Annotated in this window: 14 protein-coding genes; 5 read left to right on the forward strand and 9 right to left on the reverse strand. The window is 70.3% G+C overall.

What is annotated here, in order from left to right:
• Positions 1–68: 68 nt before the first annotated feature.
• On the forward strand, positions 69–2,126 hold the full coding sequence (locus tag H4N64_RS01205; RefSeq protein ID WP_186280028.1) for a galactose-binding domain-containing protein: 2,058 nt from the start codon (positions 69–71) through the stop codon (positions 2,124–2,126).
• A gap of 29 nt (positions 2,127–2,155) precedes the next feature.
• Positions 2,156–2,758, forward strand: coding sequence for a TetR/AcrR family transcriptional regulator (locus tag H4N64_RS01210; protein WP_186280030.1), 603 nt, complete (start codon positions 2,156–2,158; stop codon positions 2,756–2,758).
• On the opposite strand, the gene H4N64_RS01215 is transcribed toward H4N64_RS01210, so the two are convergent.
• Positions 2,753–3,265, reverse strand: a complete 513-nt coding sequence (locus tag H4N64_RS01215; RefSeq protein ID WP_186280032.1) for a hypothetical protein — start codon at positions 3,263–3,265, stop codon at positions 2,753–2,755. The two genes, H4N64_RS01210 and H4N64_RS01215, sit on opposite strands and share 6 nt — an antisense overlap.
• A 75-nt stretch (positions 3,266–3,340) precedes the next feature.
• Positions 3,341–3,880 carry a hypothetical protein gene (locus H4N64_RS01220; RefSeq protein WP_186280034.1) on the reverse strand — a complete coding sequence of 180 codons (540 nt, stop codon included), beginning with the start codon at positions 3,878–3,880 and terminating at the stop codon, positions 3,341–3,343.
• Between the two features lie 102 nt (positions 3,881–3,982).
• Here H4N64_RS01220 and H4N64_RS01225 point away from each other — a divergent pair, with 102 nt between their 5' ends.
• Positions 3,983–4,765, forward strand: coding sequence for a cyclase family protein (locus H4N64_RS01225; RefSeq protein ID WP_186280036.1), 783 nt, complete (start codon positions 3,983–3,985; stop codon positions 4,763–4,765).
• Positions 4,765–6,390 (forward strand): thiamine pyrophosphate-binding protein, encoded by a 1,626-nt coding sequence (locus tag H4N64_RS01230; RefSeq protein ID WP_186280038.1) that lies wholly within the window; start codon positions 4,765–4,767, stop codon positions 6,388–6,390. Before H4N64_RS01225 ends, H4N64_RS01230 begins: the two co-directional genes overlap by 1 nt.
• Before the next feature lie 58 nt (positions 6,391–6,448).
• Here H4N64_RS01230 and H4N64_RS01235 read toward each other — a convergent pair whose 3' ends face one another.
• The 5 genes from H4N64_RS01235 to H4N64_RS01255 form a co-directional block, all read right to left on the reverse strand.
• Positions 6,449–8,917 (reverse strand): CBM35 domain-containing protein, encoded by a 2,469-nt coding sequence (locus tag H4N64_RS01235; protein ID WP_186280040.1) that lies wholly within the window; start codon positions 8,915–8,917, stop codon positions 6,449–6,451.
• An 85-nt stretch (positions 8,918–9,002) separates the two neighbouring features.
• Positions 9,003–9,830, reverse strand: a complete 828-nt coding sequence (locus H4N64_RS01240; protein WP_336246608.1) for a carbohydrate ABC transporter permease — start codon at positions 9,828–9,830, stop codon at positions 9,003–9,005.
• A complete protein-coding gene (locus tag H4N64_RS01245) occupies positions 9,827–10,750 on the reverse strand; it encodes a carbohydrate ABC transporter permease (RefSeq protein ID WP_186280042.1) in 924 nt (307 codons plus the stop codon). The genes H4N64_RS01240 and H4N64_RS01245 overlap by 4 nt, the downstream gene beginning before the upstream one ends.
• A 2-nt stretch (positions 10,751–10,752) precedes the next feature.
• Positions 10,753–12,078, reverse strand: a complete 1,326-nt coding sequence (locus H4N64_RS01250; RefSeq protein ID WP_186280044.1) for an ABC transporter substrate-binding protein — start codon at positions 12,076–12,078, stop codon at positions 10,753–10,755.
• Between the two features lie 58 nt (positions 12,079–12,136).
• A complete protein-coding gene (locus tag H4N64_RS01255; RefSeq protein ID WP_222108373.1) occupies positions 12,137–13,168 on the reverse strand; it encodes a LacI family DNA-binding transcriptional regulator in 1,032 nt (343 codons plus the stop codon).
• A 70-nt stretch (positions 13,169–13,238) separates the two neighbouring features.
• On the opposite strand from H4N64_RS01255, the gene H4N64_RS01260 reads away from it, so the two are divergent.
• The gene (locus H4N64_RS01260; RefSeq protein WP_186280048.1) at positions 13,239–15,362 is read left to right on the forward strand and encodes a glycoside hydrolase family 36 protein; all 2,124 of its coding nucleotides are present in this window, start codon (positions 13,239–13,241) and stop codon (positions 15,360–15,362) included.
• Here the strand turns inward: H4N64_RS01260 and H4N64_RS01265 are convergent.
• Positions 15,349–16,200 carry an RICIN domain-containing protein gene (locus H4N64_RS01265; RefSeq protein WP_186280050.1) on the reverse strand — a complete coding sequence of 284 codons (852 nt, stop codon included), beginning with the start codon at positions 16,198–16,200 and terminating at the stop codon, positions 15,349–15,351. The two genes, H4N64_RS01260 and H4N64_RS01265, sit on opposite strands and share 14 nt — an antisense overlap.
• 165 nt (positions 16,201–16,365) lie before the next feature.
• A complete protein-coding gene (locus H4N64_RS01270) occupies positions 16,366–18,585 on the reverse strand; it encodes a WD40/YVTN/BNR-like repeat-containing protein (RefSeq protein WP_186280051.1) in 2,220 nt (739 codons plus the stop codon).
• Positions 18,586–18,760 lie beyond the last annotated feature (175 nt).

Raw genomic sequence — 18,760 nt, forward strand, 5'->3', positions numbered from 1 at the left:
GTCATCCTCGACCCACACATTGGGCTGGTCATGACAATTCGTCATGGTGATTTCAGGAGGGTGGGTCCATGGCTCGGCTCCCGTACCGCGGACGCAAGGACGTCACCGTCGCGTCGCTGCTCCTCCTGGTCCTGGCCCTGCTTCTCGGCCCCGTGCCGAGCTCGGCGGCCGGGACCGAGTGGTGGCTGCCGACCGCCCGGCCCGCGCCGGACTCCCAGATCAACGTCACCGGTGGGCCGTTCACCGGAACCAACGCCCAGGGCGAGGTGCGCGGCTTCGCCGACCTGCACAACCACCTGTTCTCCAACGAGGCGTTCGGCGGACGGCTGATCTGCGGCAAGACGTTCTCCGAGGCCGGTATCGCCGACGCCCTCAAGGACTGCCCCGAGCACTACCCCGACGGCTCCCTCGCCATCTTCGACTTCATCACCAACGGCGGCGACCGCAAGCACGACCCGGTCGGCTGGCCCACCTTCAAGGACTGGCCCGCCCATGACTCGCTCACCCACCAGCAGAACTACTACGCCTGGATCGAGCGCGCCTGGCGCGGCGGCCAGCGGGTCCTCGTCAACGACCTCGTCACCAACGGCGTGATCTGCTCGGTGTACTTCTTCAAGGACCGTTCCTGCGACGAGATGACCTCGATCCGCCTCCAGGCGAAGCTGAGTTACGACCTCCAGGCCTATATCGACAAGATGTACGGCGGCACCGGAAAGGGCTGGTTCCGGATCGTCACCGACAGCGCCCAGGCACGCCAGGTCATCGAGCAGGGCAAGCTGGCGGTCATCCTCGGCGTCGAGACCTCCGAACCCTTCGGCTGCAAGCAGATCCTGGACGTCCCGCAGTGCAGCAAGGAGGACATCGACAAGGGCCTGGACGAGCTGTACGACCTGGGCGTGCGCAGCATGTTCCTGTGTCACAAGTTCGACAACGCGCTCTGCGGCGTCCGCTTCGACGAGGGCTCCCTCGGCACCGCCATCAATGTCGGCCAGTTCCTGTCGACCGGCACCTTCTGGAAGACCGAGCAGTGCACCGGGCCCCAGCACGACAACCCCATCGGCAACGCCTCGGCGGCCGAGGCCGAGGCGGAACTCCCGGCGGGCGTCGAGGTGCCCGCGTACGAGAGCGGCGCGCAGTGCAATGTGCGCGGCCTCACCGAACTCGGTGAGTACGCCGTGCGGGGCATGATGAAGCGCAAGATGATGCTGGAGATCGACCACATGAGCGTCAAGGCCACCGGCCGCGCGCTCGACATCTTCGAGGCCGAGTCCTACCCCGGCGTGCTCTCCTCGCACAGCTGGATGGACCTCAACTGGACCGAACGGGTCTACGGCCTCGGCGGCTTCATCGGCCAGTACATGCACGGCTCCGAGGGCTTCATCGCGGAGGCCGATCGCACGGAGGCCCTGCGCGACAAGTACGGCGTGGGCTACAGCTACGGCACCGACATGAACGGCGTCGGCGGCTGGCCGGGACCGCGTGGAGCGGACGCCCCGAACAAGGTGACGTACCCCTTCAAGAGCGTCGACGGCGGCTCCGTCATCGACCGGCAGACCACCGGACAGCGCACCTGGGACCTGAACACCGACGGCGCCGCCCACTACGGCCTCGTCCCCGACTGGATCGAGGACATCCGCAAGGTCGGCGGCCAGGACGTGGTGGACGACCTCTTCCGCGGCGCCGAGTCCTACCTGGACACCTGGGGAGCCTCCGAACAGCACCGGTCCGCGGTGAACCTCGCCAATGGCGCCCCCGCGACGGCCAGTTCGGCGGAGTGGAACCCGTTCACCAGCTACGCTCCCGGCCGGGCCGTCGACGGTGACCGGGGCACCCGGTGGGCCAGCGACTGGAGCGACGACCAGTGGCTGCGGATCGACCTGGGAGCCACCCACCGGGTCGGCAGGGTCACCCTCGACTGGGAGCGCGCCTACGGGAAGTCGTATCGCATCGAGCTCTCCACCGACGGCGCGAGCTGGAAGACCGCCTGGTCGACCACCGCAGGCGACGGCGGCCTGGACACCGCCCGCTTCACCGGCACACCCGCCCGCTACATCCGGATCCTCGGCCTGGAACGCGGCACCGACTGGGGGTACTCACTGCACGAGGTGAGCGTCCACAGCAACTGAAGACCGGTACGAGCACGAGGGACACGCACATGGCACGCATGCCGTCGGCAGAACGGCGTCAACAGCTGACGGAAGCGGCGATCAGGGCGATGGCCCGGGACGGCGTCGCCAGGACGACGACCCGGTCCATCGCCGCCGAGGCCGGCGTGTCCCTCAGCGTCTTCCACTACTGCTTCGACTCCAAGCAGGCCCTGATCGAGTCCGTCATCACCACCATCACCGACCACTACGTCACCCTGGTCAAGGACGCCCTGCGCCCGAGGGCCACCCTCCAGGAGACCATCCGGGCCGGACTCCAGGCCTACTGGGACCACGTCCGCGCCCATCCGGACGAGCACATGCTCACCTACGAACTCACCCAGTACGCCCTGCGCCAGCCGGGGTTCGAGCATCTGGCCCGGCGACAGCACGAGCTCTACCGCGACACCTTCGCCGAACTCATCGAGGAACTGCGCCCCGCCATGGGCCTCCGGCTGAGGGTGCCCGTCCCGGTGCTGGCGCGCTACCTGGCCGCCATGACCGACGGGCTGACCCTCAACTACCTGGTACTGGGCGACAAGGAGGCCTGGGCGGGAGTCCTGGACACGGTCACCGCCCACATCGCCGGACTCGTCGACCCGCAGGGGTCATGACGGATCGCGGTCGCCGATCCACTTCAGCATCAGCGCCTCCCGCTCCTCACGGCCGGGGCCCGTCTCGCCGACGCGGTCGCGGCGCCACAGGAGCAGCTCTTCGAGGTCCGTGCGGCCGTCGACGAGCCGGCCCAGCAGGGTGCGGGAGAGCTCGTACTCCACCGGGCCGTAGATCCCCCCGGCGACGGCGCTGAGCACGCTCACCTCGACCGTCTCGTCCGTGGTGGTGATCCGGACGGTGAAGGCGGGCGGCAGTTCCCCGTCACCGGTCAGCGCGACGGCCACCACGTCGATGGCCTGTGAGACCCACCGTCGGGAGGCGGGGCGTACGGTCACGTCGGCGACCTCGATCCGCCGCACCTCCTCCCAGCTCCAGGAGCCGCCGTGCTCAAGCCCCAGGGCCTCGACACCGTCCTTGGACAGCCGTACGCCGGATGCCGTGCCCGCCGGTTCGGCACCGACGTACACCGAGTCCTCGGTGATCCAGAACAGGCCGACCATGGCCATGGGGTCCTCCTCGTGATTCGTCTCGGTGACTGAGACGGCGGGCGTGGCCACTCGGTTGCGTACGAGGTCAGGCCGCTACTTCGGGAGCCAGTCGGCGAGGGCGTCGATGAGCCGGTCCAGCGCGGGCTCCGCCACGGAACGGTCGGTGATGACCGTACGGCCGTCGATGCGCAGCGTGTACTGGAACGTGTCCCGCGCCCCCATGTCCATGGTGAGTCCGGGAACTTCGGCGAGCGCGGGATTGCCGAGCAGGGTGCGCAGTTCGGTGAACTGGGCCTTGGTGGTACGGCGGACGCGCGGCTCGCCCTCGGCGCTGGTGTGGACGGTGCCGTCGGTGCGCAGGATCACCGTCTGGTGGACGCCCGCGAAGCCGCCGGTGACGGTCATGATGACGAGCTTGGGGTCGGACCGGCCGGTGGTGGGGACGGGCGTCGGGGGTGCCTCGCGCGAGGGGGTGGGCATGGGCGTGGGATCGGCGGGAGCCGGTGTGGGGGAGGCCGTCACGGTGACTGTTTCCGTGGGGGCCGTCGCCGGGTCTTCGCCGACGTCGGCGGTGCAGCCGGACAGGGTGGCGAGCCCCAGCGCCGCCGTCGCGGCCGTACGTCTTCCGATCACCGTGTCCCCCGTCGGCCGATCGCCCCCGCCACATGGTGAATACCACGGAACCGATCCATCCTGGGAGTTCCGCGTGCTGTCCGGAGGCGTCTGGAGGCCCCCATGCCCGAACCGTCCGTCCTCGCCTCACTGGTGTCCGCGCTGCGGGAGGGGGCGATCGAGATCGTCGACCTGACCGCGCCGCTGTCGGCGGCGACCCCGCTGATCCAGCTGCCGTCCGAGTTCGGGCAGACGGCGGCCTTCGAACTCCAGCAGATCAGCCGGTACGACGGCCGGGGCCCTGCCTGGTACTGGAACAACTTCCGTACCGGCGAACACTCCGGCACCCACTTCGACGCCCCGAACCACTGGGTGACCGGCAGACACCTCGACGACGTGGCATCGGTGCCCGTCCGTCGCCTGATCGCACCGGCCGCCGTACTGGACTTCAGCGCCGAGGCGGAGCGGGACCCCGACTTCCTGCTCGAAGTGGACCATGTGAAGGCCTGGGAGGCCGAGAACGGCCCCCTGCCCGACGGCGGTTGGCTGCTGCTGCGCACCGGCTGGGACGAACGCGCCCAGTCGCAGGAGGAGTTCCTGAACGCGGACGACAACGGCCCGCACACCCCCGGGCTGTCCCCGGAGTGCGCGCGCTGGCTGGCCGAGGAGTCCCCGGTGATCGGGCTGGGGGTGGAGACCGTGGGGACGGATGCCGGGCGCGGGCACGCCTTCGAACCGGCCTTCCCCTGCCACTCCTATCTCATGGGCAACGACAAGTACGGGCTGACGCAGCTCCAGAACCTGGCGCTGCTGCCGCCGACGGGCGCCGTCGTGATCGCGGGACCGCTGCCCATCGTCACCGGGTCCGGATCGCCCGCGCGGGTGCTGGCGCTGGTGGAGCGCTGATGAAGGTCGCCGAGGCGGTCGGACGGGCGCTGGTGGGGGCCGGGGTGGCGCAGGTCTTCGGCGTGGTCGGATCCGGGAACTTCCATCTGACCAACGCCATGGTGGCGGCGGGCGCACGGTTCACGGCCGCCCGGCACGAGGGCGGCGCGGCGACCATGGCCGACGCGTACGCCCGCATGAGCGGCACCGCGGCGGTGCTCAGCGTGCATCAGGGACCCGGTCTGACGAACGCGCTGACCGGGATCACCGAGGCGGTCAAGAGCCGCACACCGCTGGTGGTCGCGGCGGCGGAGGTGACCCAGCCGCGGTCCAACTTCCATGTGGACCAAGAGGCGTTGGGGCGGGCGGTGGGCGCGGTCCCGATGCGGGTCGCCGTGGCGGAGGAAGCGGTCGGGCAGGCCTGCGAGGCGGTGCGCCGGGCCCTGCACGAGCGGCGCACGGTGCTGCTCAACCTGCCCTTGGACGTGCAGGGTTCGGACGTTCCGGCCGATACGTTGGCGCAGGCCGTGTGGCCACTGCCGAGAGCGGCGGTCGAACCGTCGGCGGCCGATGTCGAGGCGCTGGCGCGGGTCCTCGCCCGGTCCCGGCGGCCGGTGTTCGTGGCCGGGCGCGGAGCACGCTCGCCCGGTGCGCGGGACGCCCTGGAAGCCCTCGCCGACCGCTGCGGGGCGCTGCTGGCGGCCTCGGCCGTGGCGCGGGGCCTGTTCCGGGGCAGCCCCTGGGCGCTGGACGTGTCCGGCGGCTTCTCCTCACCGCTCGCCGCCGAGCTGATCACGGATGCCGACACGATCGTCGCCTGGGGCTGCGCCCTCACCGCCTGGACGACCCGGCACGGCCGCCTGATCGGCCCCGACGCCACCGTCGTAAGGGTCGACGACGACAGCAGCACCGTCGGACCGGCCGACGTCACCGGCGATGTCGAGCTCACCGCGAGGCGGGTGCTGGAGGCGAGCGGCGGCGGCCGGCAGGGCTACCGCACCCCCGAGATCGCCGAGGCCCTGGCCGACCGGGTGCGCTGGCGGGACGTCCCGTACGAGGACCTGAGCACCCGCGACCGGATCGACCCCCGCACCTTGAACATCGCCCTCGACGACATGCTGCCCGCCGAGCGCGTCGTGGCGGTGGACTCCGGCAACTTCATGGGCTACCCGACGATGTACCTCTCGGTCCCGGACGAACAGGGCCTGTGCTTCACCCAGGCCTTCCAGTCGATCGGCCTGGGCCTGGCGACCGCGATCGGCGCGGCCCTGGCCCGCCCGGACCGCCTGGCGGTGGCGGCCCTGGGCGACGGCGGGGCGCTGATGGGGGCGGCGGAACTCGACACGGTCCGCCGCCTCGGGCTGCCCATGGTGGTCGTTGTCCACAACGACGACGCCTATGGGGCGGAGGTCCACCACTTCGGCCCCGACGGACACCCGCTCGACACCGTGCGCTTCCCCGAGACGGACATCGCCGCCGTGGCCCGCGGCTACGGCTTCGATGCGGTGACCGTGCGCACACGGGCCGACCTCAAGGCCGTGGCCGACTGGCTCGCGGGACCGCGGACGGCACCGCTGCTCGTCGACGCCAAGGTGGTGGCCGAGCGGGGGAGCTGGTGGCTGGAGGAGGCCTTCCGCGGGCACTGACAGAGGCCAAGTGCGCCTGGCTCGGCACCAGGCGCACCGGCATCTCTTCGACCGGCCGTTACGGCCGGTCGACCACGCGCCCCAGTTCGATCCGGTCGATGTTCGGCGCCCAGGCGCTCGCGTTGCCGAACGTCACCTTGTTGGCGCCCTCCTTCAGATCCACGGGGACGGCCACCGTCCAGTAGTCGTCCCAGCTCCACGTGTTCTTGAAGGTGACCCTTTTCGGGTCCTCGGAGCCCACCGTGATGTCCGCCGTACGGGACATGATGTCCGTGTTGTAGGCGTGGCCGTTGTCGCGGCGGTCGTTGTGGGCGTAGTGGACGACCAGGAGGAAGCGGCCGGACTCGGGTGCGGTCACCGTGAACTCGGCTGTGCTGGATGCACTGTTGCCGAGCCAGCCGATGCAGGACCCGGCCGAGGCGTACGCGGAGTCGACCAGCTTGGCCCCGCCCGCGAGGACCGCCGTCGCCCCCTCGTAGGAGAGAGCACCTCGCGTCGAGCCGTCACCCGACACGTCCAGGGACCGGACCGCCGCGCGCGGGGCCGTCATCGCCACGCGGTTGTTGCCCGCCGCGAGATACAGGCGCAGCGGGCGGCCCGGAGCCGCGGTCACCGTCTCGCCGTGCAGCGCGAGCCTCACCGCCGCCGACGCCCTCGGCGTCACCGTGTAGTAACCGTCGCGCGGCGCGTACACATCGAACACCGCCGTGTCGCCCGAGCGCAGGAACAGGGCGCCCGTGCCCACTCCGGCCGACGAGGAGTAGTCGTACGACGGCCTGCCGCTGATGTCCGCGAGCGTCGCTTCGTACGACGCCGTCGGGGCGCCGGAGCGGGCCGTCAGGTCGATGCGGTCCAGGGTGACCTCCGCGTCGCCCTTCGCCAGCGTCAGCAAGTGGGTGCCGGCCGTCAGCTCGACGGTGACGTCCTTCTTGGCGCGGTAGGTCCAGTTCTCGGTCGACGGATACGCCACCGTCACCGGGGCGCCGCCGTCCACCGACAGCTTCTGCGTCGCGGGCACTCCGGACTGGTTGCCGTACAGGATCGCCAGCTCGTACGCGCCGTCCCGGGGGACCGTCACCGTGAAGTCGACCTTGCTGGTGGCCTGGTTCAGGGAGCCGACGTCCTTCGTCCCGGAGGCCGCGTAGCCGTTGGCGTTGCTCACCGTGCCCTGGGTGTAGACCTTGCCGTCGGTGATGGCCGTATCCTCGGCCTCGTACGACGCCGACCAGGGCACGGAAGCGGTGGACGGGGTGCCCGTGCCGCCCGGGGTGAGGACGATCCGGTACGCGGACATCTTGTGCATGCCGCGCAGCGGGACGGTCACCGTGCCGTCCTCGGCGACCCGCACCTTCGTGCGGGACAGCACCTTCGGGGCCGCGTGCTGTCCCTCGTAGCCGGACCAGGCGGCCTCCGCGACCGTCGCGGTGACCGTGCCGCCGAAGACGGAGCGGGGGACGTGCGACACGACGACGTCCGAGTCGCCCGCCGCGCCGCCCAGCAGCACCTGTGCCTGACGGCGGGAGGAGTCCAGGGAGGCCAGGCCCTGAAGCGTGTCTATGGTGTTCGGCTGCGGCGGGGTCACCTTCACGGTGTCGCCGGTCAGACCCGCGTACCAGCGGAAGAACCACCAGCCGCCGTTGGGGATGTTGGAGCGCACCACATTGCCGTCCAGGTTGCCGGCGGCGTCCCAGTAGGCCTGGTTGGCGTACACCTTGTTCCGCTCGAACATCGAGACCCATTGCACCAGTTGGCCAGGTACGGAGAGGTCACGGCGGTTGGCGTACTCATCGATGTTGATCTTCAGCGGGCCGATGCCCAACTCGCGTTCCAGGGCACGGTAGTTGTCGTAGTGGCCCTGGAAGTCGCGCAGTGAGCCCGAGCTCAGCTCGTGCCAGGTCATGATCTGGGGCAGGACGTTCTCACGCTTGGCGAAGGTGAGGAAGTCCCGCAGGAAGCGCGGGTAGTAGCCGGTCTCGTTGGGTCCGGCGATCACCGCGTCCGGGTCGATGGCGCGGATCCGCTGGTACACCGTCTTCCAGTGCGCGAGGAAGCGGTCGCGCTCGACCTCGTACTCCGCCTGGGGCCCGTTGAGCTTGTACCAGATGAAGTCCGGTTCGTTGAACGGGATGTAGACGAAGCGGTCGCTGTTCGGGTCGGCCGAGATCTCCTTGACGATCTTGTCGACCTTGGGGAGATAGTCGTCGATGCCGAGGTCCTCGTACGGCCACTTGGCGTAGACGTCCTGCATCATCACATTGATCTCGCCGCCGCCGTTGCGGAAGAACGACTTGGAGACCGTGAGCGCGTCGCCGTTGGGATGCTGGGCGCCGCCCTCCGGCTTCTGCGAGATGCTGGTGAGCTTCAGCGGCTCCAGCACGGCGTCGCTGGGCACTCCGTCGTCACTGAGTCCGTACAGCGCGCCGTTCGCGCCGAGCATCACCGGGCCTTCGGAGGCGGCGAGGTCGACGGTGAGACGCTGTGGGCCGGCCGCGGCCGCCGGTGCGGACGCGGGGAGGGTGGCTGCCATGGCGGCTACTCCAAGTGCGGCTGTGATCAGGGCGGTTCTGAAACGGGATCTTGTGCGGGTGGGGGTGATCACACTGGACCTCCGGTCATTTGACGGCTCCACTGGTGATTCCGGACACGATCTTTCGCTGGCCGACGAGGAACACGGCGACCATGGGCAGGCTCATCACCACGACGTACGCGAAGACGAGATGCCAGTTGTTGAGGTAGAGCTGCGCGCTGGCCACCTGGTAGAGGTTCAGCGGCAGGGTGGCGCGGTCACCGCCGCCCAGGACGAAGAAGGCGTAGAAGACATCGCTCCAGGCGTAGAGCATCACCATGATCGTCGCGGTGGCGATCACCGGCCTGACCAGCGGAAGGACGATCCGCGCGAAGATCCGTGCCTGTGACGCCCCGTCCATCCGGGCCGCCTCCTCCAACTCCATCGGGATGGCACGGATGAAGCCGGTCATGAAGAAGATCGACGTCGACAGATACATGCCGGTGTAGACGGCGATCATTCCGGGCCGGGTGTTCGCCAGACCCAGTTGCCTGAGCTCCATCACGATGGTGATGACCGCCGGGGGCAGCAGCAGCCCGCTGATGCACAGCGCGTACGCCGCCGACACCAGCCTCGACCTGCGGCGCGCGAACACCCAGGCCGCGCCCGCCCCGAGGAGCAGCACCAGCAGCACCGAAGGCACCACGACCAGCAGGGAGTTGACGAAGCCGCGCAGCATCTCGCCCTGGCTGACGGCGTCCTCGTAGTTGGCGCCGGGCTGCCAGCGGTCCGGCAGGTCCAGGTTCGGTTCGATCGACTCCGCCTGCGGCTTGGCCGAGGTGACCGCGACCAGCCACAGCGGCACACCGACCGCGAGTCCGGCGAGCAGCAGGACGAGGGCCGGGCGGCCGTAGCGCCACATCACCGGGGTCACAGCAGTTGCTCCCTTCGGCGGAGCCCTACGACCAGCGGGATCGCGACCGCGACCACCACCAGGAAGAGGACGAGGCTCATCGCGGAGGCCTGGGCGTACAGGCCCTGCCCGAAGATCCGGAACATATAGATGTTGAAGACCTCGGTGGAGGCCGCAGGACCGCCGCCCGTCGTCGCCTGCACGATGTCGAAGGTGTTCATCGAGCCGATCAGCGCCGTGGTGACATTGAAGGTGACCGCCGGAGCGAGCATCGGCCGGCGCACCGACCAGAACGTCCGCCAGGGCCCCGCGCCGTCCATCCGGGCGGCCTCCAGCAAGTCGCCCGGGATGCCCTTGAGCCCCGCCAGATAGATCAGCATGGCCAGGCCCATCCACTTCCAGCCGTGGATCAGGGTGACCACCACCAAGGTCCACGTCGTCGACCCCAGCCACGGAACGTCCGTACCGAGCAGGGAGTTGACGGCACCGTCCTGGTCGAGCAGCGCCTGGAAGACATAACCCGTGGCGAGCGCGGAGATCAGCACGGGCAGGAAGAACACCGCGCGGAAGAACCGGTTGAACCGGGTGTCGGCCTCCAGCAGCAGCGCGAGCACCAGACCGAAGCCGTTCTGGAACAGCGCCGCCAGCAGCGCGTACAGCAGCGTCGTGCGGATCGCGCGCAGCAGTGAGCCGTCGTCGGCGATGGTCCGGAAGTTGTCGAGGCCGGTGAAGGCGATGTCCGCGTGGTACGAGGACCAATTTGTGAACGGGTAGTAGAAGTTCAGCAGGTTGGGCACCAGGAAGAAGCCCACGAAGACGGTGATCGCGGGCAGCGCGAACCACCAGGGGTGGTGCACGGCGGCGCGCGGGAGCCGTCCCGCTCCCTTCGGCGGACCCTCCACTGATACCTGCCTACGCGTACGTACGACCGTGTCCGCCATCGCTAGAACCCGGACGCGCCCTGCGCCTTGGCCACCTGCGCGAACTGGTCCTGGATGGCCTGGGCGACCTGCTGCGGGTTCTTCTTCCCGAAGATCATGTCGGCGAGGTAGAGATGGGTGTCCGGCGCGACGATCGCCTTGGCCTGGAACACCCCGATCGCCTTCGGCAACGCCGCCACCTGGGCCTTGGACGTCTGCGGCAGCCCCTCCGGCGTGGGCACGGACGGCTGCACGGACGGGATCTTCATCTCCTTGATGTAGTCGGCGTAGTCGGGCCCGAGCCAGAAGGCGAGGAACTGCCGGGCCGCGTTCTGCCGTTTCTCATCACCCGTCTTGAAGGCGACGACCCCGTTGGTCTGGTCGGGGGAGTACATGCCGGTGGCCGAGGAGTTGGCGATCGGGAACCAGCCGATCTTCTCGTCGATCTCGGCGGTGGAGTACTTGGCCTGCAACTGGCTCTGGAAGGAGGTGACGTTGAGGACCATGCCGACCTCACCCTTCCACAGGGCGTCGGCCTGACCGGTGAACGTGCCGGTGCGGTAGTTCTTCTGGGCGAGCCCGGCGTCGAGCAGCTCCTCCTTGTACTTCTTGATCGCGCCGACGACGACCGGGTCGGTCCACTGTTCCTTGTTCCGGTTCAGCCCGTCCCACCACCGCTTGTCGAGGTCGGTGAGCTGGACCTGCATCTGCCACTGGAGCGGCCACTTGTCGCCCCCGGCCTCGTAGAAGGCGGCGGAGTCCGTCTCGTCGACGACCTTGTGGCCGAGGGCGAGGAGTTCGTCGTAGGACTTCGGGAAGTCCTTCTCGCCGAGCCCGGCCTCCCGGAACACGTCCTTGTTGTAGTAGACACCGAGCATGGCGGGGCTGGTGACGATCGCCGCGTACCGCTTGCCGTCGATCACGCCGAGGGACTTCTCGGTGTCACCGAGCTTGCCGACCCACTCCTCCCCGTCGAGGGTGAGGAGGTTCTGCTGCGGCTGTACGAACGGCAGGGTGGAGATGGACGGTTGCCAGAACATCAGGTCCGGGCGGTCGCCGGAGGCCAGCTTGGTCGGCACGTTCTGCTCGTAGAGGTCCGGGATCGCCTGGGTCTCCACCTCGGCGCCGGTGGCCTTCTCGAAGGCGTCGATGACCTGCTTCGGGGCGTTGACCGTGTTCTGCGCGGTCCACATGGTCAGCTTCACGCCGTCGAGTTCGGCCGTCGGGTCGACCGGCGCGTCTTGGCCGGTGTCCGTACCGGAGTCGTCGGCGGTGGGGTCGCTGCACGCGGTGGCGGCCAGGCCCAGGGCGCATATCAGGGCCAGGGCGGGGAAAGCGCTTGTCTTCATCACGTGCCTTTCTCTGAACGGAAGTTCGGGGCAGGACGTGCTCACGAAGGGGTTCGGTTCAGCGAGGAGGCCGCCCCGAAGTCTCCCGCACCACCAGCTCCGGTACGGAGACGGGATGCGGGGCGACCTGGGCGGACTCCTCCACCGCGCCGTGCAGGAGGGCGAACGCGGCTCGTCCCAGGCCGGTGAAGTCCAGGCGTACGGTCGTCAGGGACGGCGTGAGATACGCGGAGTGCGGGGCGTCGTCGAACCCGGCCACGCTGACCTCGTCCGGCACCGCACGGCCGGCCTCGTGCAGGGCGCGGAGCACGCCGAGCGCGAGGTCGTCGTTGCCGCACAGGACGGCGGTGACGGCCGGGTCCTTCGCGAGCTTGCGGCCCGCCGTATGACCGCCTGCCGGGCCCCAACTTCCTTGCACCGGACGGGGCTCAGGGGCTCCGGCCTCCCTGAGTGCCTGCCGCCAGCCGCTGGTGCGGGCGCTGGTGCGGCGGGTGCTGGAGGGGATGGCGACGTAGTGCACGGTCTCGTGGCCGAGCGAGAGCAGATGCCGGGTCACCTGGTAGGCGGCCTCGCGGTCGTCGGTCCACACCCAGGGGCGGTCGCCGCCCGGCGGGCTCGCGGGGGTCTCCACGACCCCGACGACCGGGAGTTCGGCGGGGACGGAGGTCAATGCCCGTACACCGGCCGGATCGTAGGCGATCACGATCAGTCCGCCACCCGCGTCCGCCGCCCGTTGCACCTGGGCGGCGACGGCGGCTTCCTCCGCGGATTCGAGTACGCCGATCCCGACCGCGTAGGACGCGGCGCGGGCGGCCTCCTCGACGCCCTGGAGGATGGAGGCGTAGCCGTAGTGGGTGGTGTTGGCGGTGAGCACGGTCACGGCGCGGCTGCGTCCGCTGGCCAGAGCGAGCGCGGTGGCGTTGCGCCTGAAGCCCAACTCGTCGATGGCGGCCAGCACTCGGTCCCGGGTGGACGGCTTGACGCTGGGGTGGCCGTTGATCACCCGGGAGACGGTCTGGTACGAGACGCCGGCGGCGGTCGCGACGTCCCTGATGCTCGCCGGGCGCCTTGTGTGACCGGTCACATTCATGCCAGGATTGTGACCGGTCACATATGGGCCGTCAAGAGACCGTAACGAGGGATTCACGAGGGGGAGCACCTTGACCGGTACGGCGGACACGGATCCCAACGGCAACCGCACGAGGTTCGGTTGGGGTCATTCGGCCCTGGAGACCGAGTTCGTCATCGCCTCCGACGGGACTGCGCGCCTGGTCCGGCTCGGTGCCACCGGCTCCGTCGACCCGGAAGCCGCACTCCCTCTGGTCGAGCTCACCGCCTTCGGCCACGGCAGCGGCTGGTCCGGCCCGCGCTTCACCGGTACGGCCCTCGGTGCGCGCCTGCGCTACCGGGAGCACCGCACCGGAGCACGCGGCGCATGGGAGTGGCTGACCGTCGAACTCCACGACCCGGCAACCGGATTGACGGCCTTCGCCGAGCTGTCCTCCCCGGACGGTGTCCCCGCCCTGCGCTCCCGGGTGCGACTGCGCAACGACGGCGCCGAACCCCTGGTCGTCCAGTCCGTCAGCAGCCTGCTGCTCGCCGGACTCCCTTCCCCGGACGCCCTCGACGTCCACCGCGCCCGCAACGACTGGCTCGCGGAGTGCCGTTGGTACACCGAGCCCCTGCGCGACTGCGTCGCCGACATCAACGTCGACGTCCATCAGCACGACAGCCGGGCCACGCTCACCCTGACCGGGCGCGGGAGTTGGCCCACCGACGGGCATCTGGCGATGGGCGCCGTCACGGACCGGGGGAGCGGCCGGGCCTGGCTGTGGCAGGTCGAGTCGCCGGCCGGCTGGCGCTGGGACCTGGGGGAGTGGGCGCACGGCACCCATCTGTCGGTGAACGGCCCCACCGACGCGGAACACCAGTGGCGGGTGCGGCTCGCGCCGGGCGAGGAGTTCACCACCGTACCGGCGGCGCTGGCCCTCGGCTCCGGGTTCGACGAGGCGCTGGGCGCGCTCACCGCGTACCGCCGTGCGGTCCGCCGCCCGCACCCGGACCACACCAGGCTCCCCGTCGTCTTCAACGACTACATGAACACCCTGATGGGCGACCCGACGACGGAGAAACTGCTCCCGCTGATCGACGCCGCCGCCGAGGCCGGGGCCGAGTACTTCTGCATCGACTCCGGCTGGTACGACGACACGGGAGGCTGGTGGGACAGCGTCGGGGAGTGGCTGCCGTCCGGGCGCCGGTTCCCGGACGGCGGCATCCGGACGGTCCTGGAGCGGATCCGGGAGCGCGGCATGGTGCCGGGGCTGTGGCTGGAGCCGGAGGTCGTCGGGGTGCGCAGCCCGGTCGCGGGCGCGCTGCCGCCGGAGGCGTTCTTCCAGCGCGACGGCGTACGCCTCGTGGAACAGGGACGCCACCAGCTCGACCTACGGCATCCCGCGGCCCGCGCCCACCTCGACAAGACCGTGGACCGCCTGGTCGGCGACTGGGGGGTCGGCTATCTCAAGCTGGACTACAACATCGCCGTCGATCCCGGCACCCGCGGCCCCGGCGACCTCGCCCCCGGTGCCGGACTGCTCGGCCACGCCCATGCCTACCTCGACTGGCTGACCGGCGTCCTGGACCGCCACCCCGATCTGGTCGTCGAGAACTGCGCCTCGGGCGGAATGCGCATGGACGGCGCCACACTCGCCGTCACCCAACTCCAGTCCACCAGCGACCAACAGGACCCCCTGCGCTACCCGCCGATCGCCGCCGCCGCCCCGACGGCGGTGCCGCCGGAACAGGGTGCCGTCTGGGCCTACCCGCAGCCCGAGTTCGACGACGACCTGATCGCCTTCACGCTGGGCAGCGCACTCCTCGGCCGTATCCACCTCTCCGGGCACCTGAACCGGATGGCGGAACCCCAACTCGCCCTCGTGCGGGACGCGGTGGCGACGTACAAGTCGATCCGCGGGGACCTGGCCCGGTCGCTCCCCTTCTGGCCGCTGGGCCTGCCGGGCTGGACGGACGAGTGGCTGGCGCTAGGTCTGCGCACCGAGCACACCGCCTACGTCTCGGTCTGGCGCCGCGGCGGCCCGGCCGAACTCCGCCTCCCCATAGCCTACTTGGCGGGCCGTACGGTACGGCCCGACATCCTGCACCCCGCCCGCCCCGGCGCCGGCTCGGCCGACTGGGACGGGACGGCACTGCGGGTGTCCGTGCCGCACACGCCCGGGGTGCTGCTGATCCGGCTCACCACCGAGGACGTCCGGGTCAGGCCGGCGTGAGCTGCTTCCAGACCTGGGCGTTCGTGCCGTTGCACTCGTGGATCTGGAGCTGGACTCCGTTGGCGAAGTTCGCGTAGGGCACGTCCAGGCACTTGCCGGACCGGGGGTTGATGAAGGTGGTCCGGTCGTAGCTCCACTGCTGGGCGCCGGTGCCGTTGCACGTGTAGATCTGCACCTTGGTGCCGTTGGCCGTGCCCGCGTCGGCCACGTCCAGGCACTTGCCCGAGTTCGGGTTCACCAGCGTGCCGCCGGACCTGATCGTCCAGGTCTGGCCCAAGGAGCCGTTGCAGTCCCACAGTTGCACCCGCGTGGCGTCCTGCGTGCCGGCGCCGCTCACGTCCAGGCAGTGCTTGCCGCCGTCGGGGCTGTAGGAGAACTCCGCGGGCGTGGCCGCCGGGCCCGTAACGGTGAACGTGCACCACGCGGACCAGGCGGACGGGCCGTCGGAGCCCTCGGCACGGATCCGCCACTGGTAGTCGCCCGGGCTGAACGTGCTGGTGGGGATCTGGACGCCCCACTCGTGGCCGACCGGCCCCGTGCTGACCTGGACGGTGTGGAAGGGCTGCTCGCCCGGGCGCGCGATCTCCAACGTTCCGCCCAGGTGGGGCTGGGGGTCCACGCCCCTGACCGAGGCGGCGAACAGCGGGGCGGAACCGTTGGTGGTGCTGAACGTCGGCGCGGTCGGTGCGCCGCACATCTGGAAGCCCGCGTAGGGGCCGTCGGAGATCCGCAGGGACTCGGGGACATCGGGTGTGGCGGCCCACGCGGGGGCAGAGACGCTGAGGAAGGCGGTGGCAAGGCCCACGGCCGCGACGAGCACGGAACGAATCCGTCTCATGACTACTCCGTATCGCAAGATCGACAATCTGGTCGATCAGGAGTTCACACCGCCGAACGCTCCCACGCCAGCCCTTCATGGGCGGACGTAATGATTACGTCATATCCCGGGTGCCCGCGACGCCCGGTCCGGGGCGGGTGCGCGCCCCGGACCGGACAACCGCGCTCAACCAGTGGTCAGTTCATAGAAGCCGCGCCCGAAGGTCGCCGCCAGCAGCCGCCGGTGCCCGGCGTCGTACTCGATGTCGTCCACCGGAACCGCGGGCATGCCCCGCCCCAGCCGCATCCAGTGCCCGCCGCCCTTGAGGCTCGCGAACACGCCCTGATCGGTGCCGATGTACAGGGCGCCCCCCTTGGCGACGACGAGGTCGTTGACGGGGGCCGCCGGGAGGTTGCCGGACAGGTTCCGCCAGGTCGCGCCGCCGTCGGTGCTGCCGTAGACATGGGGCAGCGGTGAGCCGGAGCGGTAGCCGGAGTGGGTCGTCCAGACGCGGTCGGGGTTGTTCGGGTCGACGACCACCCGGGTCACCCAGGGCCGGCCCTCGGCGAGCTTCGTCCAGGTCGCCCCGAGGTCCTTGGTGACCCATACGCGGCCGTCGTCCGTGCCGACGTACACCGTGCGTCCGTCGGAGGCCGGCGCGATCGAGGTGATGGTCCCGAAGTTGGTGTAGATCGGGTCCGCGCCCGGTCCGCCGGTCAGATCCGGGCTGATGGGCTGCCAGGTCGCGCCGCCGTCCGTGGAGCGGTTGAGCACCTCGGCGCCGTAATAGAGGATCTTCGGGTCGCGCGGGTCGAAGACGACCGGGGTGAACCAGTTGCGGCGCTTGAAGGTCGTGCCGTTCGCGAAGTACGTGAGGGTGTCGCCGCCGTCGGTGGAGCGGAAGCAGTTGCCGTACTGGTAGCAGGCGTAGACCTTGTTCACGTCGGTGGGGTCGATGAGGTTCTCCTCGCCGTCGCCGCCGAGATACTCGTTGAAGCCGTCCCCGCCCCAGGAGCGCAGGGAGCCGTTGTCCTGGGCGCCGCCGGAGATCCGGGTGACGTCCTGCGGACTGATCGCCGCGCTGTAGAGCTGGGTGTACGGCTCGTGGCGGGCCTTGACCCAGCCGCCGTCGCCGTCGGAGTCGGAGCGGTAGACGCCGCCGTCGTTGCCGAGGTAGACGCGGCCCGGACGGCGCGGGTCCCACACCATGGCGTGGTGGTCGACATGGATGCTGGTGTCGTCCGCGGTCCAGGTGGCGCCGCCGTCCTTGGTGGTGAGCAGGGCCACTCCGGCCACATGCACATGCTCGGTGTTCCGGGGGTCGATCCACACCTTGCCGAACCACCAGCCGAAGCTGGACTGGGAGCCCGCCAGATCCGGGTTGGCCGGAGCGCGGTTCCAGGTGTCGCCGCCGTCGGAGGAGGCGTAGAAGCCCTCGAAGGGGCCGCTCGCCTTGTTGACGATCGCGTACAGGTGGTCCCCGGCCACGGCGAGGCCGATGCGTCCCACGTCCGGGCCCTCGGCGGGCAGTCCGCCGCCGAGGCGTTCCCAGGTCGCGCCGTCGTCGTCACTGCGGTAGACACCCGAGCCGACACCGCCGTAGGTCCTGAGGTCGGGGCGGCGGCGGTGGTCCCACAGGACGGCGTAGAGGCGGTCGCCGTCCTTGATGATCTCGGTGGCGCCGGTGAACTCGTTCGCGCCCGTGAGGATCCGCTCCCAGGTGGCGCCGCCGTCCTCCGTGCGGTAGACGCCCCGGTCGCCGCCGCCGTTGTACAGCGACCCGGCCGCGGCGACGTAGATGCGGCGCGGGTCGGCCGGGTCGACGGTGATGGCGCTGATCGCACCGGAGTCGCGCAGGCCGAGCGGCTTCCAGCTACGGCCGCCGTCCTTGCTGCGGTACAGGCCGGTGCCCTCGTAAGTGATGCTGCCGCCGCCGGGGTTGGGCTCGCCGGTGCCCACGTACAGGGTGCCGTCGGGGGCGGTCGTCACCGCGCCCATGGCCTGCGTCCAGCTGTCCGGCCACACCGAGTGGAAGGTCTGCCCGGCGTCGGTGCTGCGCCACAGGCCGCCGCTCGCCGCCGCCGCGTACAGGGTGTCCGCGCGCTTGGGGTCGAGGGCCAGGGAGACGATGCGGCCGCCGATGTTGGTCGGCCCGACGCTCTTCCAGCGCCCGCCCGCGGTGGGCAGTTCGCGGGCCTCGGCCGCGGCGAGATCGTGGGCGTGCCGGGGTATCGACTCGCCGGGCAGGGTCTTCTGGAGGTAGCGGTACTCCGCCGGTGCGGCCGGGCCCCGGACCGGCCGGTACACATCGGTCGGCGGGGGCGGTGGTGCCGCGGACGCCGGTGCCGCGAGCAGGGCGGCTCCGGTGACCGCGGCGAGCATCAGCGACAACAGACCTCTGCCCATGAGAACCCCTTCGTAGTCATGGCCGCGTCAATCGGCAACGACGGTACGGGAGAGGTGAGTTGAGGAGAAGGGTGCCTCCGGGGAGGGCGTTGCGCCGGGGCGCGGGCCATCCGAAACATGCCGTTCCTTTACGACCGCCACCCTTGACAGTCTCGGTGCGGTTTCGCCACGTTTG

The organism is Streptomyces cupreus, assembly GCF_014257025.1.
GTDB lineage: Bacteria > Actinomycetota > Actinomycetes > Streptomycetales > Streptomycetaceae > Streptomyces > Streptomyces cupreus.